The 22,430-nt window shown below is 62.7% G+C and carries 21 protein-coding genes; 12 read left to right on the top strand and 9 right to left on the bottom strand.

Translation table 11 applies throughout. The annotated features are described in order from the left end of the window. The first annotated feature begins 36 nt into the window (after window positions 1-36). The 7 genes from KM031_RS00740 to KM031_RS00710 all read left to right on the top strand — a co-directional run bounded on the left by KM031_RS00740 (window position 37) and on the right by KM031_RS00710 (window position 6,643). A complete protein-coding gene (locus KM031_RS00740) occupies window positions 37-918 on the top strand; it encodes a DMT family transporter (RefSeq protein WP_215504266.1) in 882 nt (293 codons plus the stop codon). A 143-nt stretch (window positions 919-1,061) separates the two neighbouring features. Further along, on the top strand, window positions 1,062-2,237 hold the full coding sequence (locus KM031_RS00735; protein ID WP_215504267.1) for an OmpP1/FadL family transporter: 1,176 nt from the start codon (window positions 1,062-1,064) through the stop codon (window positions 2,235-2,237). 130 nt (window positions 2,238-2,367) lie between these two features. Continuing rightward, window positions 2,368-3,237, top strand: a complete 870-nt coding sequence (locus tag KM031_RS00730) for an ATPase (RefSeq protein WP_215504268.1) — start codon at window positions 2,368-2,370, stop codon at window positions 3,235-3,237. A 23-nt stretch (window positions 3,238-3,260) separates the two neighbouring features. Further along, window positions 3,261-4,184, top strand: coding sequence for a homoserine O-acetyltransferase MetA (metA, locus tag KM031_RS00725; protein WP_215504269.1), 924 nt, complete (start codon window positions 3,261-3,263; stop codon window positions 4,182-4,184). Next, window positions 4,177-5,124, top strand: coding sequence for an alpha/beta fold hydrolase (locus KM031_RS00720; protein WP_215504270.1), 948 nt, complete (start codon window positions 4,177-4,179; stop codon window positions 5,122-5,124). The genes metA and KM031_RS00720 overlap by 8 nt, the downstream gene beginning before the upstream one ends. Before the next feature lie 30 nt (window positions 5,125-5,154). Then, complete coding sequence (gene ppk2, locus KM031_RS00715; RefSeq protein ID WP_215504271.1) at window positions 5,155-6,036, top strand: polyphosphate kinase 2; 882 nt, start codon at window positions 5,155-5,157, stop codon at window positions 6,034-6,036. Beyond that, a complete protein-coding gene (locus KM031_RS00710; protein ID WP_215504272.1) occupies window positions 6,029-6,643 on the top strand; it encodes a TetR/AcrR family transcriptional regulator in 615 nt (204 codons plus the stop codon). The genes ppk2 and KM031_RS00710 overlap by 8 nt, the downstream gene beginning before the upstream one ends. Here KM031_RS00710 and KM031_RS00705 read toward each other — a convergent pair. From KM031_RS00705 to KM031_RS00680, 6 genes are all read right to left on the bottom strand, one after another. After that, window positions 6,637-7,653, bottom strand: a complete 1,017-nt coding sequence (locus tag KM031_RS00705) for a capsular polysaccharide export protein, LipB/KpsS family (RefSeq protein ID WP_215504273.1) — start codon at window positions 7,651-7,653, stop codon at window positions 6,637-6,639. The genes KM031_RS00710 and KM031_RS00705 overlap by 7 nt on opposite strands. After that, a complete protein-coding gene (locus KM031_RS00700; RefSeq protein ID WP_215504578.1) occupies window positions 7,653-8,729 on the bottom strand; it encodes an ABC transporter ATP-binding protein in 1,077 nt (358 codons plus the stop codon). The genes KM031_RS00705 and KM031_RS00700 overlap by 1 nt, the downstream gene beginning before the upstream one ends. Window positions 8,730-8,746: 17 nt before the next feature. Next, a complete protein-coding gene (locus KM031_RS00695; RefSeq protein WP_215504274.1) occupies window positions 8,747-9,553 on the bottom strand; it encodes an ABC transporter permease in 807 nt (268 codons plus the stop codon). Beyond that, window positions 9,553-10,440 (bottom strand): ABC transporter permease, encoded by an 888-nt coding sequence (locus tag KM031_RS00690; protein WP_215504579.1) that lies wholly within the window; start codon window positions 10,438-10,440, stop codon window positions 9,553-9,555. The genes KM031_RS00695 and KM031_RS00690 overlap by 1 nt, the downstream gene beginning before the upstream one ends. Before the next feature lie 190 nt (window positions 10,441-10,630). After that, entirely contained in the window at window positions 10,631-10,891 is a 261-nt protein-coding gene (locus KM031_RS00685; protein ID WP_215504275.1) for a hypothetical protein, read from the bottom strand. 100 nt (window positions 10,892-10,991) lie between these two features. Continuing rightward, on the bottom strand, window positions 10,992-12,395 hold the full coding sequence (locus tag KM031_RS00680; protein ID WP_215504276.1) for an aminotransferase-like domain-containing protein: 1,404 nt from the start codon (window positions 12,393-12,395) through the stop codon (window positions 10,992-10,994). Window positions 12,396-12,480: 85 nt separating this feature from the next. Between KM031_RS00680 and KM031_RS00675 the strand changes: the two genes are divergently transcribed. Beyond that, window positions 12,481-12,708, top strand: a complete 228-nt coding sequence (locus KM031_RS00675) for a DUF1127 domain-containing protein (RefSeq protein ID WP_215504277.1) — start codon at window positions 12,481-12,483, stop codon at window positions 12,706-12,708. A gap of 67 nt (window positions 12,709-12,775) precedes the next feature. On the opposite strand, the gene KM031_RS00670 is transcribed toward KM031_RS00675, so the two are convergent. Together KM031_RS00670 and KM031_RS00665 are read right to left on the bottom strand one after the other, a co-directional pair. Continuing rightward, window positions 12,776-13,687 carry an AAA family ATPase gene (locus KM031_RS00670; protein ID WP_215504278.1) on the bottom strand — a complete coding sequence of 304 codons (912 nt, stop codon included), beginning with the start codon at window positions 13,685-13,687 and terminating at the stop codon, window positions 12,776-12,778. A 95-nt stretch (window positions 13,688-13,782) separates the two neighbouring features. After that, window positions 13,783-15,993, bottom strand: coding sequence for a glycosyltransferase family 32 protein (locus tag KM031_RS00665; RefSeq protein ID WP_215504279.1), 2,211 nt, complete (start codon window positions 15,991-15,993; stop codon window positions 13,783-13,785). 205 nt (window positions 15,994-16,198) lie between these two features. Here KM031_RS00665 and KM031_RS00660 point away from each other — a divergent pair, with 205 nt between their 5' ends. From KM031_RS00660 to KM031_RS00650, 3 genes are all read left to right on the top strand, one after another. Then, a complete protein-coding gene (locus tag KM031_RS00660) occupies window positions 16,199-18,505 on the top strand; it encodes a glycosyltransferase family 2 protein (RefSeq protein ID WP_215504280.1) in 2,307 nt (768 codons plus the stop codon). 34 nt (window positions 18,506-18,539) lie between these two features. Continuing rightward, the gene (locus KM031_RS00655) at window positions 18,540-19,595 is read left to right on the top strand and encodes a glycosyltransferase family 2 protein (RefSeq protein WP_215504281.1); all 1,056 of its coding nucleotides are present in this window, start codon (window positions 18,540-18,542) and stop codon (window positions 19,593-19,595) included. A 206-nt stretch (window positions 19,596-19,801) separates the two neighbouring features. Continuing rightward, window positions 19,802-20,755: an FAD-dependent oxidoreductase gene (locus KM031_RS00650; RefSeq protein WP_215504282.1), complete on the top strand. Its 954-nt coding sequence runs from the start codon at window positions 19,802-19,804 to the stop codon at window positions 20,753-20,755. 6 nt (window positions 20,756-20,761) lie between these two features. On the opposite strand, the gene KM031_RS00645 is transcribed toward KM031_RS00650, so the two are convergent. After that, a complete protein-coding gene (locus tag KM031_RS00645) occupies window positions 20,762-21,151 on the bottom strand; it encodes a lysozyme inhibitor LprI family protein (protein WP_215504283.1) in 390 nt (129 codons plus the stop codon). A gap of 214 nt (window positions 21,152-21,365) precedes the next feature. Between KM031_RS00645 and pyrC the strand changes: the two genes are divergently transcribed. Continuing rightward, window positions 21,366-22,409 carry a dihydroorotase gene (gene pyrC, locus KM031_RS00640; RefSeq protein WP_215504284.1) on the top strand — a complete coding sequence of 348 codons (1,044 nt, stop codon included), beginning with the start codon at window positions 21,366-21,368 and terminating at the stop codon, window positions 22,407-22,409. Window positions 22,410-22,430 lie beyond the last annotated feature (21 nt).

Here is a 22,430-nt window from a genome sequence, read left to right as displayed (position 1 = left end):
CAGGACTGGGCAATCCGCCCTGAACAAGAGCCGCCCATGCCGCAGACCTATCGCCCGCTTGCCGCCGCCCTGTGGATGATCGGCTCCATCCTGTCCTTTACCGGCATGGCCATTGCCGGCCGCGCAGTGGCCGGCGTGCATGACACATTCGAGATCATGCTCTGGCGCTCGGTCGTGGGGTTCTGTCTGGTGCTGGTCATCGCGGGGGCAGCCGGGCGGTTGCATGAGGTGCGGCGCGACCGGCTGCCGCAGCACCTGCTGCGCAATGTGGTGCATTTCTCGGGGCAGAACCTGTGGTTCTGGGCATTGACCGCCATTCCCTTAGCGCAGGTCTTCGCGCTGGAGTTCACCTCGCCGATCTGGGTGATCCTGCTGTCGCCGCTGTTTCTGGGCGAGCGGCTGACGCCGGTGCGGCTGCTGGCAGCGGCGCTCGGCTTTGCCGGAGCAATGCTGGTCGCCCGCCCGGATTTCACCGCGATCCATCCCGGTGTGCTGGCCGCCGCGGCCTCGGCCATCTGTTTTGCCGGGTCGATCATCCTGACCAAGGCCCTGACCAAGGGCGAAAGCATCGTATCGATCCTGTTCTGGCTGACACTGATGCAGACCGGGCTCGGGCTGATCGCAAGCGGCTGGGATGGCGCGATTGCGCTGCCCTCTGCCGCCACCCTGCCTTGGCTGATCCTGATCGGCGCTGCCGGGGTGATCGCGCATTTCTGCCTGACCACCGCCCTGTCGCTGGCCTCGACCACCGTGGTGGTGCCGATTGATTTTGCCCGCCTGCCGCTGATCGCGCTGGTCGGCATGGTGCTGTATGGCGAGCCGCTCGACATCTGGGTGCTGATCGGCGGCGCGGTGATTTTCGGCGCGAACTGGCTCAACATCCGGGCCGAAAACCGCCGTCAGGCACGGGCTGTTTAAGACCGTCGTAGCGTCACAAAACCCTGACGCGGCGTCATGCCGGGAGCGGGGATTGACCGAGGCAAAATGTCGCGCTTAGGGTTTCATTAACCGGATGATGACAAACCGGATGATGACGGACTGATTTTACGGGGATGGAGAACATGAAACAGCTCACAGCGCTTTGCGGTGTGCTGGCCGCGATGGCCGGTACCGCGCAGGCAGGCGGTATTGACCGATCCGGCCAACCCATCGGCATCCTGTTCGAGAAGGGCAATTATGTCGAATTGAGCTATGGCCGCATCAACCCGTCCGTCTCGGGTGTGGATCGCGCGATTGGCCCGATTCCGGCAGGCTCGCCCAGTGGCGAAGTAGCCGGGGATCACAATCTGCCGGGCCTTGCGCTGAAATACCAGTTCTCCGACCAGCTCTCTGCGGCGGTGATCTATGATCAGGCTTACGGCGCGGACATCCTCTATGCGCCGACCTCGCCCGCCTTGGGCGGCACCTATGCCGATGTGGAAAGCGCGGGCCTGACCGCCCTGCTGCGTTACCAGTTCAACGAAAACTTCTCGGTGCATGGCGGCCTTCGCGCCTCCAAGGCCTCGGGCAAGGTGGGGCTGAAGGGGCTGGCCTACGGGCTGCCGTTCGATCCGGCGAACCCGGACAGCTATCGTTCCGTCAATGGCTATGAGGCCGATCTGGCCGAAGACTGGGGCACTGGCTATGTTCTGGGTGTTGCCTATGAAAAGCCCGAAATCGCCATGCGCGTGGCACTGACCTATTTCTCCAAGGTCCGCCACAAGTTCGATACGGTTGAAACCCTGCCCGGTGGCGCTGCCGCACAGCTTGGGGTGGCCACCATCGACACCTTTACCAATGTGGATACGCCGCAGGCCGTCAATCTTGATTTTCAGACCGGCGTCGCCAAGGACACTCTGGTGTTCGGCTCGATCCGCTGGGTGGACTGGAGCGATTTTCGTATCGCACCGGATGCCTTCTTTGGCCCGACGGTGGGCAGCCTGACCGATCTTGAGGATACCACCACCTATACGCTGGGTGTGGGCCGCAAGTTCAATGAAAACTGGTCCGGCTCGGCCTTCCTGACCTATGAGCCGGGCACCGGCAAGCTGGTCTCGCCGCTGGCACCGACTGATGGCTATCGCGGTATCGGTCTGGCGGCGGTCTATACGCAGGGCAACATGAAGGTCACGACCGGCATCCGCTATCTGAAGCTGGGCAATGCCACGCCCGAAACCGGCACGCCCGATACCGAACGCGCCGATTTTACCGGCAACAGCGCCGTGGCGGTCGGCGTCAAGGTCGGCTTCACCTTCTGATCCAAACCAAATGCTGCACAGGCCCCGCCCAGGCGGGGCCTTTTGCATGGCGACGGCGTATATTTTGTGCGTGAACTTGCCCGCCTTGCGGGGTAACAGGTGCCTGTAAGACGAAAGCGGAGCCGGGACGATGATCTATCAGACTGCGGCCGAATGGCAGGCGGCCTCGAACAAGCGGGTGCTGATGTTTGGCATGTCTGGCCTGGGCAAGACCCATCTGTCGGCAATGCTGCGCGAGGCCGGTGGCTGGTTCCACTATTCGGTCGATTACCGCATCGGCACCCGCTACATGGGCGAATACATCGCCGACAATTTCAAGCGCGAGGCCATGAAAGTGCCCTTCCTGCGGGAATTGTTGCTGACCGACAGCGTTTATATCGCCTCCAACATCACCTTCGACAATCTGGCGCCGCTGTCGACCTATCTGGGAAAACCGGGTGATCCGGCGCGAGGCGGTGTGCCCTTTGCCGAATACATGCGCCGCCAGACCCAGCACCGCGATGCCGAAATCGCCTCGCTTCTGGATACGCCGCGCTTCATCAGCCGGGCGCAGGACATTTATGGCTATGGCAACTTCGTCTGCGACTGTGGCGGGTCGATCTGCGAAGTGGTGGATGCGACCGATCCCGCCGATCCGGTGATGCGCGCCCTGTCGGACAACCTGCTGATGGTCTGGATCAAAGGCAATGAGGCCCATACCGAAGAGCTGATCCGCCGCTTTGATCGCGCACCCAAGCCGATGTATTATCAACCTTATTTCCTTGAACGCATGTGGCACGACTATCGCCAGATGACGGGCGAGGCCGAAGACGCCGTGGACCCCGACGCCTTTGTGCGCTGGACCTATGCCAAGGCGCTGGCACATCGCCAGCCCCGCTATGCCGCGATGGCAAACTGGGGCGTGACCATCAGCGCCGAAGATGTGGCGCAGGTCCGCGATGTCACAGGCCTGACCAATCTTATTGCCCAGGCCATTGAAGCCCGCCATGCGCGCGCCTAATTCCTCCGCGAACGGAGACTGAAATGCCCATCACCCTGCCCGAAACCCTGCCCGCCTATGATGTCCTCAACAAAGAGGGCGTCATGGTGATGAGCCCCGAACGCGCGAACCGGCAGGATATTCGCCCGCTGCGCATTGCCCTGCTCAACCTGATGCCGAAAAAGATCCAGACGGAAAACCAGTTTGCCCGTCTGATCGGGGCCACGCCGTTGCAGATCAACCTGTCGCTGATCCGCATGAGCGAACATCAGGCCAAGAACACCGCCGCCGAACATATGGAAACCTTCTATCGCCCCTTCTCCGAAGTGGCAGACAGCGGCGAAAAGTTCGACGGGCTGATCATCACCGGCGCGCCGATCGAACATCTGCCGTTCGAAGAAGTGACCTATTGGGACGAGATGCAGCGCGTCTTTGACTGGACACAGACCCATGTCCATTCCACCTTCGGCGTGTGCTGGGGCGGGATGGCGATGGTCCACCATTTCCACGGCGTGGAAAAGCATATGCTGGAGTCCAAGGCCTTCGGCTGTTTCCGCCATCGCAATCTCTGCCCGACCTCGCCCTATCTGCGGGGCTTTTCGGATGATTTCGTGATCCCGGTCAGCCGCTGGACCGAGGTGAAACAACCCGAGGTCGATGCCGTGCCCGGCCTGACCACGCTGCTGGGCAGTGATGAGGTCGGCCCCTGCCTGCTGGAAGATCCGGCGCATCGCGCACTCTATATCTTCAACCACTTTGAATATGACCGCGATACGCTGAAGCAGGAATATGATCGGGACGTGGCAAATGGCACGCCGATCAACGTGCCGATGAACTATTATCCGCAGAATGATCCGTCGCAGCCGCCACTGAACCGCTGGCGCAGCCATGCGCATCTGCTCTATGGCAACTGGATCAACGAGATCTACCAGACCACCCATTTCGACCTGAGCATGATCGGTGGCTGAGACGCTGGTCACCGCAGCGGCGCTGGGTGCGGTGGTCTGGGCCACCGCCCGTCGCGCAGCCGCCCGCGAGGCCCGCGCCGAGGCAGACTTTCCGCCGACCGGCCAGATCCTGCAGATCGCGGGGCGCGCGGTGCATGTGCATCAGGAAGGCCAGGGCCCGGATCTGGTGCTGATCCATGGCGCCTCGGGCAATACCCGCGAATTCACCATGGGTCTGGTGGCCCGGCTGGCGCCGCAGTTCCGGGTGACGGTGTTTGATCGGCCCGGGTTGGGCTGGTCTGCCGATCTGGGGGCCGAGGGCGTGGATCCGGCAGCACAGGCACGGCATCTGCGGGCCGCAGCGGCGCAGCTTGGCCTGCGCAACCCGCTGATCCTGGGCCATTCCTACGGCGGCGCGGTGGCACTGGCCTGGGCCTTGCAAGAAGATGTCGCCGGTCTGCTGTTGCTGTCGGGCGTGGCGATGCCCTGGCAGGGCGGCCTGGGGGCCTGGTATCGGATCACCGCACATCCTTTGGGCCGGACGTTGATTGTGCCGATGGTCACCGCCTTTGCCACGCGGCGGCAGACCGAAACCACCATTGCCAGCATCTTTGCGCCGCAAGACATTCAGCCCGGCTATATTGCGCGCGCCGGGGTTGCCCTGACCCTGCGGCGCAAGGTTCTGGCGGCCAATGCCCGGCAGGTGAACGGCTTGCTGCACTTTGTGCGGCAGATGGCACCCGATTATCCCCGGCTAACCCTGCCGGTCGAGATTGTGCATGGCGACAGTGATACAATCGTGCCGCATCACATCCATGCCGTGCCGCTGGCACAGGTCTTGCCCGCCGCGCAACTGACCCTGCTGCCCGGCATCGGCCACATGCCGCACCAGACCCGGCCCGAGGCGGTGATTGACGCCGTGCACAGGCTTGCGGCCCGTGCCGGGCTGCGCCTAGACTGACAGCCCAGACGCGTGAAAGGAGCCCCCGCCATGGACCTGCCCTTCGACGGTGCGATCAGCCGCTATTTCAAGGAGGACGCGCCCAAGCACATCCGCAAAACCATCGAAAGCGCGGGGAAAGATGACATTCTTTCCAAGGGTTATCCCTATCGCACCGAAATGGCGAAGAAGGATTATGAGGCGCAGATGGAGGCGCTTCAGATTCAGCTGGTGCGCATGCAGTCGGATGTCAAGAAAACCGGCAAGCGGGTGATCGTGGTGTTTGAAGGCCGCGACGCTGCGGGCAAGGGCGGCACCATCGGGGCGATGACCGAAAACCTGAACCCGCGGGGCGCGCAGGTGGTGGCCTTGGCCAAACCTTCGGACCGCGAAGCCTCGCAATGGTATTTCCAGCGCTATGTGGATTGGTTTCCCGCCGCCGGTGAAATTGTGCTGTTCGACCGCAGTTGGTACAATCGCGGCATTGTCGAGCCGGTTTTCGGGTTTTGTACCCAGGCGCAGAAAGAGGCCTTATTTCAGCAACTGCCCGCCTTTGAACAGATGATCGTGGATGAAGGCATCGTGTTTCTGAAATTCTGGCTGGATGTCAGCCGGGCCGCGCAGTTGCAGCGGATGCTGGACCGTGAGAAAGACCCGCTGAAACAGTGGAAACTGTCGAGCATCGACGTGGACGGGCTGGCGAAATGGGATCCCTATTGCGACGCGATTGCAGAGACGCTGACCCGCAGCCATTCCGACATTGCGCCCTGGACCGTGATCCGGTCGGATGACAAGAAGCGCGCCCGCATCGCCGCCGTGCAGACCGTGCTTCAGGCTGTTGACTTCAAAGGAAAAGATCAAAAACTCATCGGCACGCCCGACCGCCTGATCTGCGGGGGGCCGGAGCTGTGGTCTGACGGCGAGAATGACTAAACGCGGCTACCACCACGGCAATCTGCGGCAGGCGCTGGTCGAGGCGGCGCTGGATCTGATTGCGGAAAAGGGGCCGCAGGGCTTTACCCTGTCCGAGGCCTCGAAGGCCGCAGATGTAACTCCCGCCGCCGTCTACCGCCATTTTGCCGGGCGCGATGATCTGCTGGCCGAAGTGGCGCGGCAGGGATACGAGATTTTCGCGGCGCTGATGGAATATGCGTTCAACGACGGCAAACCTTCGGCACTGGCCGCGTTCGAGGCGACGGGCCGCGCCTATCTTGCCTTTGCGCGCAAATATCCCGGCCATTACATGGCGATGTTTGAAAGCGGCCTCAGCCCGCAGGCCTATCCTGATCTGGCCCCGGTGGCGGCCAAGGCCCGTTCGGTGCTGGAACGCGCGGCCGAAGGGCTGTCGCAGCACCTGCCCTTTGGCAAACGCCCGCCCGCGACCATGGTGTCGGCGCATATCTGGGCGATGAGCCATGGTGTGGTAGAGCTTTACATGCGCGGCAATGGTGCCAAAAGCCCGTTCCCGCCCGAAGAACTGCTGGAAGCGGGCATTGGCATCTATCTGCGCGGGTTGGGCCTGCTGCCGCCTGATCAGTAAAACCCCTGCCCCGGATCGCCCAGCCGGATGCCTTTGGCATGCAGACGCTCCAGCACAATCGGCAAGGCGCGTGGGTGATCCTCGACACAATTCTGGCGCAGAAACCAGGTCAGGAACTTCTCGTACGGCCAATCCTTGGCCAGCGCCGCCGCAATCGCCGCCTCCAGCTTGCCCGCGTCAGTCAGCGTGATGGCGTTCTGCGCAAAATCGGTTTGCCCCGCAAGCACCACGGGTTTGCGGTGCATGAACGCCTCGAACCCCACGGCAGAGGTGAGGGTCAGCACACAGGCACAGGCCGCCAGCAGATCATGGATCGAGGCCTGCGTGACAAACACGCCCTGATCCGGGGCGTGATAACGGGCAAGCTGTGCCAGCTCTGCCATCGAATTGTTCGGATGCGGCTTGATATAAAGCACGCGGTCCTTGCGCACCGCAATCGCGGCCTCGATCAGCTCCGGCATGGTCAGATAATGCTTGTGATGGCGCGGCACCTCAAAATCCTGCGCAAACAGCGCCAGACAGCCCGGCGCAATCTCCGACTCACCACGCGGCGCTTGCCGGAATTTCGAGAAATTGCGCCCGATGAACTGCGCCGCCAGCTTGCCGTGAAACCCCTTGGCAAACCTGTCGGATAGCAACCGCTCGTCAAACCGCCGCAAGCGGTGGCTGGAATTGTTGCGGGTGCCGATCTCGTCAAAATACCAATAGCCGCGCAGATAAGAGGGCACGGCGTAAAAGGCATTGGCGGCATATCCGGGCCGGTCTTCCAGAAAGACATGCAGATGCCCGCCCTGCCGCAGACAGATCTCGGCGGCATCGGCCTGATAGGGCAGCAGTTCCACCCCCCAACCGCGCGCAATGGCGTGGTCGGCCAGTGCGGTCAACAGGCGAAAGCCGCCACGGGCAAGCGTGGCGGCCAGCTTGTCGCGGGCATGAAAGAACAGCGTGTCGGGCAGATCGTCCAGCCGACGGCGTGACAGCCAGTCGGCCGGACGCAAGTCCAGCTGCATCAGCGGAACATCACCAGCGCGCCGGGGCTCCATGCCACGCGGGTGCGGGCACCGATGTCCAACACCGGGCGGCCAAACACATTGCGCATCGACAGGCGCATGGCCTTTTCGGTGCCATCCAGTTTGACATCGTAATAGGTCATGTCGCCGTAATAGACGACCTCCTCGATGGTGGCCATGCTTTCGCGGTCGGTCGCAGTCTGGCCATCGAACAGGATGGTCAGTGTTTCCGGCCGGAAACCGACCGCCGCGCCTTCCGAGGTCGCCCCGCCCATCACCTGTGCCGAAGACAGGCTCATCCGGCCAAAGCCCTGCGCCTCGATCTCGACCTGATCGCCCTGTTCCGACAGGATCGTGGCGGGCAGGAAATTCATCGTGCCGATGAAATCCGCCACCTTGCGGCTGTTCGGGCGACGATACAGGGTTTCAGGATCGGCCAGTTGCGCGATCTGGCCTTCAAACATCACGGCAATGCGGTCAGACATGACCAGCGCTTCTTCCTGATCATGCGTCACCAGAATGAAGGTGATGCCAACCTGCCGTTGCAGCCGGATCAGCTCCACCTGCATCTGTTCGCGCATCTTCTTGTCGAGCGCCGAGAGAGGTTCATCCAGCAACAGCACCTTCGGCTTCAGGATCAGCGCACGAGCCAGGGCAACCCGCTGCCGCTGGCCGCCCGACAGGGCATGGGCGGCGCGCGCGCCATAGCCCTTGAGGCCGACCATCTCCAGCGCCTCGCCCACGCGGCGGGCCATCTCATCCTTGCTCAGCCCGTCGCGGCGCAGGCCGAAGCCGACGTTCTCCGCCACGGTCAGATGCGGAAAGATCGCATAGCTTTGGAACACCATATTGGTCGGGCGTTTGTTGGCCGGAACCGACTGCATATCCTTGCTGTCGATCAGCACGGCCCCGGATGAGATGCCTTCAAAGCCTGCAATCGTGCGCAGCAAGGTGGTCTTGCCACAGCCGGACGGGCCCAGCAGCGAGAAGAACTCACCCGCCTTGATCGTGGCATTGATGCCGCGCAAGGCGTGGTAATCACCATAATATTTATGGACATCGCGGAATTCGATCATTGTGGGGCGTTCGGTCGTCACAGGAAACCTCCGGTATCCTTGCCGCCGGCCTTGGCGATGCCGCGGCGGCGGAAATATTCAGCGATGGTCAGCAGGAAAATCGACAGGCAGACAAGGATGAACCCCAGCGCCATGATGGCGGGCACCTTCTGCGGAAAGCGGAACTGGCCAAAGATATAGACCGACAGCACCGTTTCGTTGCCACCGAGGAAATAGGCGATGATGAATTCATCCAGACTGATGGTGAAACTGATCAGCAAGGAGGAAATTATGCCCGGCATCACCAGCGGCAGGATGATCAGCCGGAAGGTGCTGAGCGGGGTTTCCCCCAGATCATAGGCCGCCTCCTCCAGCGACCGGTCGAGCGACTGGAACGCCGAGGTGAGGATCGCCACTGCAAACGGGGTGCAGATCAGCACATGCCCAAGGATGATGGTAAAGATCGACAGCGGCACCCCGACGGAGATCAGGATCACCAGCAAGGCCATTGACACGATCATTTCCGGCAGCACCAGCGGCAGCATGATCAGCCCCATGATACCCGCCTTGGCCGGGAACTTGTAGCGCGTGGTGGCCCGCGCCGCAAAGATGCCGAGCGTGGTGGCAAGGATCGAGGCGCAGACCGCGATTTTCAGCGAGTTGCCGAAGGCCTTGAACAACTGGTCATCCGCCCACATCAGCGAAAACCAGTCGGTGGTGAAGCCCGACAGCGGGAAGGCGATGACCTTGCTGTCATTGAAGGCAAAGATCGGCAGCAGGGCAATCGGCGCGTAAAGGAAGATCAGATAGGCAATGGCATAGGCTTTGAGACCGGGGCTTTTCATCACTTCTGCCCTTTCAAAAAGCGTTTGTTCAGCAACAGGAAGATGATCGACACAATCGCCACGATCAGCATGGCCGTCACGGCAATCGCCGATCCCACCGCCTTGTCATTCTGTTTCAGCATCTTGCCTTCGATCATGTTGGCAATCATCGGGATCTTGCCGCCGCCGATCAGGTCGGGCGTCACATAGTCGCCGATGGTCGGGATGAACACGATCAGCACGGCGGCAATCACGCCCGGCATCGACAGGGGCAAGGTGACGCGCCAGAAGGTCATCAATTTGCTTTCGCCCAGATCCTGCCCGGCTTCGAGGAAAGACCGGTCGATCTTTTCCAAGCTGACAAAGATCGGCAGGATGGCGAAGGGCGCATAGGCATGGGCCAGCGTCGCCACCATGGAGCCGACGGAATAGTTGATCACCGTCAGCGGCTCGTCAATCACGCCCAGGCTCATCAGCCCCGAATTGATCACCCCGTTATAGCCAAGGATCACTTTCCACAGGAAGACCCGGATCAGATAGGAGGTCCAGAAAGGAATGGTGATCAGGAACAGCCAGAGCGATTTCTTCGCTGGCGGCACATGAAAGCTGACGAAATAGGCGACGGGATAGGCCAGCAGAACCGTGATCAGCGTCACAAGGAACGACACCATCAGCGAGCGCAGCATGATCGCCTGATAGATCTTGCCGGTCCAGACCTCGACATAATTCTGCAAGGTGAAGCCCGCCGAGGCCCCCACCTTGCTGTCGACCATCAGCGAATAAACAACCACCGTGGCCAGCGGTGCGGCCAGAAGAAGAATTGCATATAATGCGGTTGGTGAAACCAGCATCAGCCCATTGGCCGCTTCGGAATTCCGAAAGCGTGCCCGTGACGATCCTTGTTGCATCATGCCCCCTGTTGGATGCCCATTTCGGGCGCGTTTGAGCGGCGTGTTTTTTCTTTTTCTGGCATAGGCCCGATCACATGAAAAGGGGCCAAATGGAAAATCCCCCCATCACAGCGGGGGGATTTGCAGAACAAAGCAACGCAACAAATTGATATTACGCCGAAAATAATTTGATCATTTTTTTGGTTGCTCAGCCGGCAACCCGTTCTACCGGAATTGCCCGTTTCTTCAGCTCATCATAAAGCGCGGGCACGACCCGCAGGGCGCCAACGGCCACGCGCAGCGCATCCGACAGGCGCGCTTCGTTCACCGCCGTTGCGTCAACACGCCACACGATCCGGCGGGCAACGCCATCGTCATAGACAATCTCGGTGCGGCCTGTGCGGTTCTTGCGCAATGCAAGGAAATCACCGCCCCCGTTGGGGGCGTGGAAAGAAAACTGGTGTCCCATTTTGGGTCTCTTTTTTTACTGCTCTGCCACAATCATGCGAACAAAACCGCAGGCCGGTCAATCGCTTGTGCTACAATTCGGCGTGAGCGGGGCGTCCGGGTCACACCGCCATATCCGAGGGCGGGCGCGACAGCAGCCGCGCCAAGGTGGCCAGCGCCGCATCAAAGCGATCCCGCGGAATGGCTCCCGCCACCGCAATGCGCAACGCATGCGGCGCGCGGCCATGGATCAGCGCATATTCATCCGCCTGCCGCACCAGCACGCCCTCCGCCTCGGCGGTGCGCGCAAAGGTGGAGGCGCGCCAGCCCGAGGGCAGCGGCAGCCACACAAAGGGCAGACCGGGCTGCCAGCTCAGATCAAAGGTGCCAAGGGCATTGACCACCGCCTGAAGCCGTTCGGCGAATTCGGCCTGAACCTTGCGGCGCAACTCCTGGGCCGCGCCGCTTTCCAGCAGATCAAGGCACAGATCCGACACCGGGCGGGCAAGCGCGAAGAAGCCGTGTTGCGCCGTCAGCCGCCCGGCCTCGCCCATGCCAGTGGGGCAGACCACATAGCCAAAGCGCAGCGCCGCCGAGACCGATTTCGACAGCGATCCCACATACCAGGTGCGTTCCGGGGCCAGTGCGCGGAGCGACGGCAGCGTGCTTTCCGCAACCGAATAACAATCATCCTCCAGGATCTGCAAATCGTAGCGGCGGGCGATTTCGGCAATCTCGGCCCGGCGCGCCACGCCCATACGGGTCGCGGTCGGGTTCTGTGCCTCGGGGGTCAGCACAAGGATCTGGGCCCCATGGCGGCGACACGCGGCCTCCAGTGCCGCCGGGATCATGCCCTGCGCGTCGATTTCGACCCCGACCACCTCGGCACGCGCCAGACGCGCGGCGTGGCGGATACCCGGATAGGCCAGATCTTCGGTCAGGATCACCGGCCGGTCGCCGCGCAGGCAGCACAGGAACACCAGCATCAGCCCGTTCTGGCCACCATGGGTCAGCGCGATGTCCTCGGCGGTCAGCGGCCCCAGCACCCGATCCGACAGCCAGGTGCAGATCGCCGCGCGCAGCGGTGCCTCGCCCCGTTGCGACGGATAGTCCAGCCAGGCTGCATCCAGCCCGCTGCCGATGCGCGCCATGGCTTCGGAAAAGGCGACACCCTGTCCCACATCCGGCAATTGCGGCGAGCGCAGATCCACCAGCCAGGGCTCCGACTTCAGATCGCGTTCCTGAAACAGCGATTGTGTCGGCCCCAGCCGGGGCGCACGGGCGGCCACAAAGGTGCCCCGGCCCACGGTCGCTGCCAGCAACCCTTCTTGTGTTGCCAGCTGATAGGCGCGGCTGACCGTGCCAGGTGTGACATGCAGCACCCAGGCCAGATCGCGCACCGTCGGCAGCTGCGAGCCGGGCTCCAGATCGCCACAGCGGATCGCCTCGCGCAGCGCCCGTGTCAGCGCCAGATACTTCGGGCCGGGATAATTGTTCAGATCTGGCTGCCAACTTGTATCAGTCACAATGTTCCTCTGGCGGTTCCGCGGCCCATATTGTATCACTTACATACGCAATATCGCGTCTTGTATCAACACAAAAGGTGCTCCCATGGCCCGGTCCCACATGACCGCCCCTACGCTGATCCTCTCCAATGCACGGGCGCTGCCGCCCGTCTCGCGGTTGATTGTGTCGCTGGCACAGACCGTCTTGACTTGGGATCTGCGTCGCCATGGCCGTCGTGCATTGCGCGATCTGGATCCGCATCTGCTGCGTGATATCGGATTGTCCGAGCAGAGCGCCGCCGAAGAAGGTGCAAAAGCCTTCTGGCGGGCCTGATTGCCCCCGAATTCCCGAGTGTACCCCTGACTGGGCCGGTTATCCGGCCCATTTTTTCATCCGCAGGTCAGACCGGTGCAAGGTCGCGGCGGATCTCGTCCAGAATACGCTTCGCCTCGGCTCCCTGAATTTTCTGGATGTCATCCTGATATTTCAGAATCGCGCCCAGCGTATCGGCAATCACCTCGGGGGTGAGCGAGATCACATCCAGCGCCAGCAGGCATTTCGCCCAGTCGATCGTTTCGGCCACGCCGGGTTTCTTGAACAGATCCTCGCTGCGCAGGCGCTGCACAAAGGCCACCACCTCGCGCGACAGCGCCTGTTGCGCCTCGGGGCAGCGGGCCGTCAGGATCTGCGCTTCGCGCGCAGCATCCGGGTAATCCACCCAATGATAAAGGCAGCGGCGTTTGAGCGCGTCATGTACCTCACGCGTGCGGTTGGAGGTGAGGATCACAATCGGTGCCTCGGGGGCCTTGACGGTGCCAAGCTCGGGGATTGTCACCTGAAAATCACTCAGCGCCTCCAGCAGATAGGCCTCAAAGGGCTCATCGGTGCGGTCCAGCTCGTCGATCAGCAGTACCGGCGCGCCACCGGGTTGCGGGCGCATCGCGGCCAGCAACGGGCGTTCGATCAGATAGTCCTCGGTGAACAACTCGGCACGCAAGGCGCTGCGATCTGCGCCGCCGCCCGCCTCGGCGGTGCGGATGGCGATCATCTGTGCCGCGAAATTCCATTCGTAAACCGCCGAAGCCGCATCCAGCCCTTCGTAACATTGCAGCCGGATCAGCCGCCGCCCCAAGGCCGCCGCGATCACCTTGGCAATCTCGGTCTTGCCGACGCCCGCCTCGCCTTCCAGAAACAACGGACGCCCGAGTTTCAGCGACAGGAACACCACCGTCGCAAGGGCACGGGCGGCGATATAGCCGTGGTCGGCCAGCAGGGCCTCCACCGCATCAATGGATTTCGGCAGATTGCTCACGGTGCCTCCCTCGTTCCGGCCATGCTGGCGGCGCGGTCAAAACCGGTCAAGCGCGAAGGCACGGTCTGCGACCAATGGACAGGGCGCGCCCCGGATCACAGCGCCGCCATTTCCTTGCGGATATAACGGTTGTCACCACGGGTCAGCACCCAGCGGCCCAGCTTTTTCGCCAGCTCCGGGCGGCCCCGGTCCATTGCGCGTTTGAACAGCTCTTTCTGATAGCGGCCAAAGCTTTTGCGCGCACGGATCATGCGGTAAAATTCCAGCTCGGTCAGCGTGCCGTTCAGCGCGCCCAGCGTGATCGGGGACAACAGGCCCATCTGTTGCAGGCTGGTGCCCAGCCGATGGCCCAGCAGCGGCGTGCGCAGTTTCATCACATTGTCATGGGTGAACCGCGCCACATGGCCCGCATCCAGTGGCTCATAGGGGTCATAGAGGATCGTCACCCGCCGCGCCGTGCGCGACACATCGGCGGCATCGCCATAATAGCCGGAAAAATCCTTGTCCCATGCCACCTTGTAACGGGATTCCCAGGGCACGAGGCTCTTGTCCAGCGTGGATTGCGGGCTGATGGCCAGCACCTCGGCCCCCGGACAGGCGGCGGCAAAGGCGCAGGCGGCATATCCCCCCATCGAGGCGCCATAAAACACGACACGTTTGTAGCGGTCGAAGAAATCGCTGGTGGCCAGATCGTCGAACTGATCCCAGACCCAGGGGTCGCGATACCAGGTCCAGCCATTCGCCATGACGCCCAGCATCGACCAGCCCTGTTTTTCGATGAAGCTGTAGCCCCAGGGCCGGCGGTCCTCGCGTTTGGTCATGGCAATGTCGAGGTTGTCGAAGGTCACCACCAGCGTATCGGACCCGCGCGGCACATAAAGAAACGAGTGGCTGTCATTGGCCCGGTAAAAGCCGTCCGGTCCCATCAGTGTCGCCGCCACCTGTGCCCAGTCATCGGTATGGACGGGCAGCAAGGCGGTGGCCGCTTTGGAGCGGAACAGCGCCCGCACCACCGCCACCCCATCCACTTCGCGGGTGCTGAGTGTGGTGCAGGCGCCATAGGCGTTCAGAAACGGATAGGCCCCCGATCCCTTGCGGATATCGGTGATCATGCGTGTTTCGGCGGTCAGGCACTGCGTCATCACCGGGTCCAGATGGCTGACCTTGTTCAGATCGCCAAAGCCCGACAGATTGGCGATCAGATCATAGGCCGACAGATCGGCGGGCCGCGTCACATGGTGGATGCGCGCGCCGTCCACGCCATGTTCGCGTAGAAACGCGGTGTATTGCGGCACCCAGGCGCTGGCGCGATCGGAGAATTGCCCCTTGTGATCCAGATCGACCAGATGAATGTCACAGCCCCAGCGCAGATGCGCGGCCAAGGCGAGGCTCTGGGCATTGCCGCCCACATCAGCAAACTGGCCCACCTGCTCCAGATCTACCTGATCGACCAGCCCGGCCTCGAACACCCGCTTGCCACGCCCCTTGATCGGCGCAGCCTCGGGGCGGATGCCATGTTTGCGGCAGGCCCGGTCAAACCAGCTGTCCGCCGGGGGCAGGCCATTGTGGCGCAGCCCCAGTTCGCGCTTGTTGGAGGCCCAGACATGCAGCGCCGTGGTGGCCTTGGTCACCGACATGTCGACCACGGCGGCCCGCCGCAAGAACTGCATCCGGTTGGGAAAGGTAACCGGATAAAACGCCTGCAACGGCTGCACCTTGTCCAACAGGCCCAGCTTGTGCACGAAATGGGTGATCATCATCGGTCCCCAGACGCCCCAGGGCTGCTGCGAGACATGCACCGGCTGGCCCTTGGCGGCGGCGGCGCGATAGTCTTCACGCTCTTCCGGTTTCAGGAATTCGGGGATGGCGAACTGATCGGCGGTAAACTCCAGCAAGGCCTGCAACAGCGGGCTGTCGGCAGGCAGGCCCAGAACCGCATTGTTCACCCGGCGGCGGCCCGGCAGTTCGAACCCCAGCACATAATCGCTGTCATAGTCCATCGGCTGCTGGCAATAGACATCGGTGTCGATCCAGATCATGCCGGGGCATTTGCGGATCATGTGCAGGCGGAACAGATCGGCAAACAGCGCGAAACTGTCTTTCTTTTCGTATTTCAGAAAATTGTCGGTATCGAGGATCTCGCGCCCGTCGCGGCGAATGACGCCCTCGGGCACATTGGGAATTTCTTCATACGAAAACAGCGTGATCTTCTGGCCCTGATCGACAAAGGATTTGAGGCACAGCTGCTCCATCCAGCTCAGGCTTCCACCGATCCAGAGCGTTCCAACCTCGCGTTGCCGTGCCATATCTGCCTGCCCGAACCATTTGAAAGGCGGTTTAGCCCGCCGCATTGATGCCATTACGGATACACTGTGGCGAAATAATCGTGATTTGCCAATCGCATTGCAAAAATCTTCTGCTGCGCAGCTTTGCCGCCATATCGGCCATGTGTTAACGGTTAAGGCAGGCCGCACTATTCGGCACGGATTGCATAAAAGGACAGTCGGCCCCATGCCGAAGCAGCAGACAGCCCGCCGCAAGGCCCCGGTCATTGTGGCACCGGGGGCCGTCGTGCTGCGCCGCAGCCTTGGTGCCCGCGCGCTGGATATGCCGGGTGTACCGCTTTTGCTGGATGCCGTGCAGACCGAGGACCGTATCCGCGCCTTTTTCGGCAATGGCACCGATATTGCGACCTTCCTGCCCGACGGCGGCGACGGCTGCGCCCTGCCGCTTGAGCTGCGGTCGCTGTCCGGCGCGGCGCTGGTGGTGGCCGAAGGCCCGCCCCGGCTGGCGTTGGCCAATGGCGGGGTTCTGGATCTGACGCCGGTTGCAGCGGAAACCCATCTGTTCCGGGGCCGCAACACCAGCTTTGGTTTCCGCCTGGAGGAAACCGGCGCGCAGGTGGCCGAAGGGCTGCGCTATCATGCCACCCATCACGGGCTGGAGGCGGCGCTGATCGTCAACCGCCTGCCCGGCCCCACGCCCGATGCCTTTGCCATCGATCTGCTGGCTGCCCTGAAGGATACACCGATCACCGTGGTGGTGCTGGATTGCCCGGTGCCCTTGGGCAAACCGGGGGTGGAGCCGGAAAACCATCTGTATCTCGCCCCCGACGCGCCGGGCAAAGACCGGATGGAACGCCCTGCCCCCGATCCCTGGCGCAGCCCGCTGGGCGAAGGCATTATCTATGAGCTGGCGAAATGGCGCTTTCTGGCCGAAGCCCGCGCCGTACTGACCCTTGATGTCACCGATATTCTGGCGCCGCGCAGCGAAGAGACTCCTTCGGCCTTTGATCTGTGTGCCGGGGCACCGGCGGGGGTGATCCTGCTGGTGGGGCATCGCATCTACCCATGGCGGGTGCGCGCAGGGCGTGATGCCCGATTTGGCGACCATATCTGCCGCCAGTTCGACGGGCGGCGCGGCATGGCGCGCTGGGGCGTGGCGCCACAGAAGGCCGGGCTGGAAAACAGCTGGCGCATGGTCCGGGTCAGCTATGCCAAGCCCGACGAAGAAGGGGTTGCGCATTTTCACCGCGCCATGGCCCTGCGGGTGCCGGGGCGCACCTCGGGCGAGCTGGCCCCGAAATCCTCGCTGATCGAGGATGCAAGCCTGCTGGCGCTGGCCACCGGCCCGCTGGGCCACAATCCGGTGCGCGCGCCGGTGTCGGCCCCGCGCACCGCCCCCGTGGCAGCCGCCGATGCCGGGCGCACCGCCATCGTCACCACGATGAAGAACGAAGGCCCGTTCATTCTGGAATGGCTGGCCTATCACCGCATGATCGGTGTGGATGATTTTCTCATCTACACCAATGACTGCACCGATGGCACCGATACGATGCTGGACCTGCTGCAACGCAAGGGGCTGGTGCAGCACCGTGAAAACCCGTTCCGCAGCATGAACCTCAAGCCGCAGCACGCGGCCTTGCAGGCGGCCGAGGCCGAGCCGATCATGCAGAATTGCGGCTGGGGCATCTGCATGGATGTCGATGAGTTCATCGACATCAAGATCGGCGACGGCACGCTGAAATCCCTCTACGAGGCGATGGGCACGGCGAACATGATTTCGCTGACGTGGCGGCTGTTCGGCAATGCCGATGTGCAGGGCTACGATGACCGCTTCCTGATCGAACAGTTCAGCCGCTGCGCGCCCGAAGTGGTGCGCAAACCGCATCAGGCCTGGGGCTTCAAGACGCTGTTCCGCAATGTCGACCTTTACAAGAAACTGGGCGTGCATCGGCCCAAGGGGCTGCGCCCGGATCTGTGGAACGAGGTGCGCTGGCTGAACGGCTCGGGCCAGCCGATGCCGATCGAGGCCTATCGCAATGCCTGGCGCTCCACGCTGGAAACCTATGGCTATGACTGGGTGCAGCTGAACCATTATGCCGTGCGCTCGGCCGAAAGCTTTCTGGTCAAGCGCGACCGGGGCCGGGTCAACCATGTCGACCGCGATCAGGGGCTGAACTACTGGTTCCGCATGAACCACAACGCCTGCGAGGACCGCTCGATCCAGCGCATGATCCCCCGGCTTCAGGCCGAGATGGACAGCCTGCTGGCCGATCCCGAAATCCGCGCCGCGCATGAGCATTCGGTGGCTTGCCACCGCGCCAAGATCACCAAGCTGATGGCGACCGAGAACTACCGCAAGTTTTATGCCGAGCTGACGGGCGACCGGATGCAGACCCTGTGTCGGCTGCAACAGCATTTCGGCTCTGCCGTGTTTGCGGCGGGCCCCGGTGTCATTCCACCGGATCTGCATCTGACCCCGATGGCACCTGATTTCTTTTTTACCGTCGAACACAGTGGCGAGGCGGAACATTGACCGATGTTTCCCGCCCCCGCATGAGGAGTGCCGCATGACAAATGGCGGATATGCTGTCATCACCACGATGAAAAACGAAGGCGCGTTTCTTGTGGAATGGGTCGCCCATCACAAGGCGCTGGGCTTTGACCATCTGGTGATCTGCACCAATGACTGCGAGGATACCACCTCGGAGATGGTGCGCCGGATGGAACGCATGGGCCTCGCCCAGCATCATCCCACCCGCTACAAACCCGGTCAGTCGATCCAGCGCCGCGCCCTGCGGCAGGCCATGCGGTTCGAGGCGGTGCAGAAGGCGGACTGGCTTTACGTCTGCGATGCCGATGAATTTCTGGCCTCGCGCGCCGGCGATGGATCGGCCCGCGCGCTGGTTGCCACCGCAAGCCCGGATGTGGAGGCAATCTCGGTGCCGTGGCGGCGTTTTGGCACCAGCGGCCAGCAAGAGTTCCGCGAAGGCCCGATCACCGCGCAATTCCTGCGTGCCAACTGGGCAACGGGACCGCAGGCGCAGCCCTATGCCTTTCCCAAGACGCTGTTCCGGGGCGATATTGTCCAGCATCTGAGCCGGCTTGGGGTGCATACGCCCGTGGTCTCGCCGGACCTCGGGCGCGACATCCGCCGCGAATTGCCGGGCGGCGTTGTGGTCGACATGGGCAGATCCAAGCTGCATGTGCAGGCGGATTATTCGGTGGCGCAGGTCAACCATTACCAACTGCGCGCGCTGGACAGCTTTCTGGTCAAATCGGCGCGCGGCAAGGTGAACCATGTCAATGACAAGATGGAATTCGACTATTGGGCGCATAATGACTGCAATGACGAGCCCTGCGACCTGATCCGCCGTTATGACGCCGCCACCGCAGGCTGGATGGCCGATCTGCTGGCGGACCGCCGCCTGAACACGCTGCACCAGCGCGCGGTCCGCTGGCATCAGAGCAAGATCGCCGAACTTCATGCCGACCCGCATTTCGCCGAGATGAAACAGAAGATCGAGGCGCATCGCAACCGCATGGCGCTGGGCGAAACGGCGATTGCCGCCGATGGCGCAGGCTATGACGGCGACGCCGATGTGCCCGATGACGAGGCCGCGTGAGCCATTGGATTGCCCCGTCAGGATGCGCAGCGTCACCGCATCCTGACGCTTTGCCACGCGGTAGTGCGGAAACAATGCCCGGCATTTGTTTCAAAACTTCTGCGAATTGCCATGGCCCTGCCCTTTTCTGTGCCCGCTTTCGACACCGGAAATTGCGATCTAAAGAGGACACTCCGGCGTTCCCGGATCACTGACAGGCAAGAAGCATGACCGCAGACGCAGCACAGACCGACTCGCATTTCGATGCCTCGCAAGCCACGGATCTGGCGAGCTGGTGCGCGCGGATGGAGGAAATCTGCGAGGACAGCGGTTATTTCGAACCGCTGGGCGACAAGCACTGGGCCTTCTTTGTCGATGAAGGATCGACCCTGCTGGTCACCTTCGAATCGCTGGACACCCTGCGCGCCACTCCGCGTCAGATGCCGATGGGCTGCACCCTGGCCGAAGCCAAAGGCTGGTCGCATCTGTGCCTGATCGCGGATGGCGAGACCTGGTATCGCGACGACCGGGTTTACCGCTATTTCGACCGGCTGGTCGATGATGCCTTCTTCGAGGATTTTGACCGGGTGGTGATCTATGGCGCGGGTCCGGGCGGCTATGCGGCCTGTGCGTTTTCCGTCTGCGCGCCGGGGGCCAGCGTTGTCGCGGTGCAGCCGCGCGCCACGCTGGATCCGGCGATTGCCGGCTGGGATCGCCGCCATCTGGCGCAGCGGCGGCTGTGTTTTACCGATCGGTATGGCTATGCGCCGGACATGATCGAAGGCACCGGCGATGTTTTCGTGATCTTTGATCCGCATCAGACCGCCGATGCGATGCACGCGGCCCTGCTCAGCAAACCCTTCGTCACCCCGCTGCGCACCCCCTTTCTGGGAGAGCGGGTCGATCACGCGCTGGCCGCCATGGATGTGCTGCCGCAGGTGATTGATCTGGCCGGTGAAGGCCGCCTGACGCGCGCCAGTTTTGCCACGCTCTGGCGCAAGCGGCGGATTTTCGGGCCATACCTGAAGAATATCCTGCATCATGCCGACACCACCGGCCACCCGCACCGCGAAGCGATGATCTGCCGGTCTGTCACGCGGCGGATGGCCGCCCCGCGGTTCCGCCGCCGACTGGCAGAGCTGGAGGCCGACACCGGCCTTGCCCTGCTGCCGGAGGAGTGAGCCAGGTTATTCTGATCCGGCCAGCTGCCACAGATCTTCGGCGCGGCTTTCAGTCAGCCGCGCCCGGCAGCCATAGATCACCATCGGCTCTGCCGATCCGCCGTGCATCATGTAGCCTTCCGCCGCGCAGGCCGCATCGCGAAAGGTGATCCAAGCCCGTTGCGCCGCCTTCAGATTGGCCTCGGCCCCTTTCTGATCCTCGGGCAGACCGGCATCTACCTGCCGCATCAGATCGCGCGCCGCGCCATAGGCATCATTCAGATCGGCATCCGCCGTCATCCATTCCTGTTCGGCGCAATAGGTCAGCTCCATCTGCGCCACGGCCTTGGCACAATCCACCTCCTGCGCCAGCGCCGGAGTGGCGGCCAGCACCAGCGCCGCAATCAGAAATTTCATACCGATCTCCCGTCATATTGAAAGGCACCCTTCGCAATCTCGCGCAGCGCGCCCTGTCCAGTCAGGTGAGGCCGTCCTGGCACCCGCCGTGATCCGCCCTCGCGCTGACAGCGGCAAGCCTAGCGCCCGCCCGAAAGGCCGTCCAGCACGGCCCGAGCCGCCCGGCTGAAAAACCCTCTGGAAAAACCGCGCCCTTTGCGGTAGCCGCACGGCCATGACCCAGCAAATCATCATCATCCGCCCCGATGACTGGCACCTGCATCTGCGCGATGGCGCGATGTTGCAAGGCGTGCTGCCCGAAACCGCGCGCCACTTTGCCCGCGCGATCATCATGCCCAATCTGGTGCCGCCCGTGGTGACGGGCGCACAGGCCAGCGCCTACCGCGACCGCATCCTTGCCGCCCTGCCGGAAGGCGCGCAGTTTGAGCCGCTGATGACGCTGTATCTGACCGAAGGCACCGATCCCGCCGATGTGCGCGCGGCCCATGCCAGCGGTCTGGTCAAGGCGGTGAAGCTTTATCCCGCCGGGGCCACCACCAACAGCCATGGCGGCGTGCGCGATTTCGACCGCGTGCGCGCGGTGCTGGAGACCATGGCCGAGATCGGCCTGCCGCTGTGCGTGCATGGCGAGGTGACCACGCCCGAGGTGGATATCTTCGACCGCGAGGCGGTGTTCATCGACACCGTGCTGGATCCGCTGCGCCGCGCCACGCCGGGCCTGCGCGTGGTGATGGAACATATCACCACCGAAGACGGCGTTGCCTATGCCCGCGCCGGTGGCCCGGATCTGGCGGCAACGATCACCACGCACCACCTTGTCATCAACCGCAATCACCTGCTGGTGGGCGGCATCAAGCCGCATTACTACTGCCTGCCGGTTGCCAAGCGTGAAAAGCACCGTCTGGCGCTGCGCGCGGCGGCGACTTCCGGCGAGGCCAGCTTCTTTCTGGGTACCGATTCCGCGCCGCATGTCGATGCGCTCAAGGAACATGCCTGTGGCTGCGCGGGCTGTTTCACCGCCACCAACACCATGCCGATCCTCGCGCATGTGTTTGAAGACGAAGGCGCGCTGGATCGGCTGGAGGCTTTCACCAGCCGCAATGGCCCGGCCTTCTATCGCCTGCCGGTGAATGAGACCACGATCCGCATGGTGAAACAGGACAGCGCCCACACCTACCCGGACAAGATCCTGACCGAAGCCGGGCCGGTGACCGTCTTTGATCCGGGCTTCCCGCTGCATTGGCACGTGGAAGCCTGAGGCACCGCGATGCACTCCGCC

Origin of the sequence: Gemmobacter fulvus (assembly GCF_018798885.1) — a bacterium.
GTDB lineage: Bacteria > Pseudomonadota > Alphaproteobacteria > Rhodobacterales > Rhodobacteraceae > Gemmobacter > Gemmobacter fulvus.
Note: the sequence above shows the minus strand (reverse complement) of the source record. Positions and strands in the feature narration are given on the sequence as shown.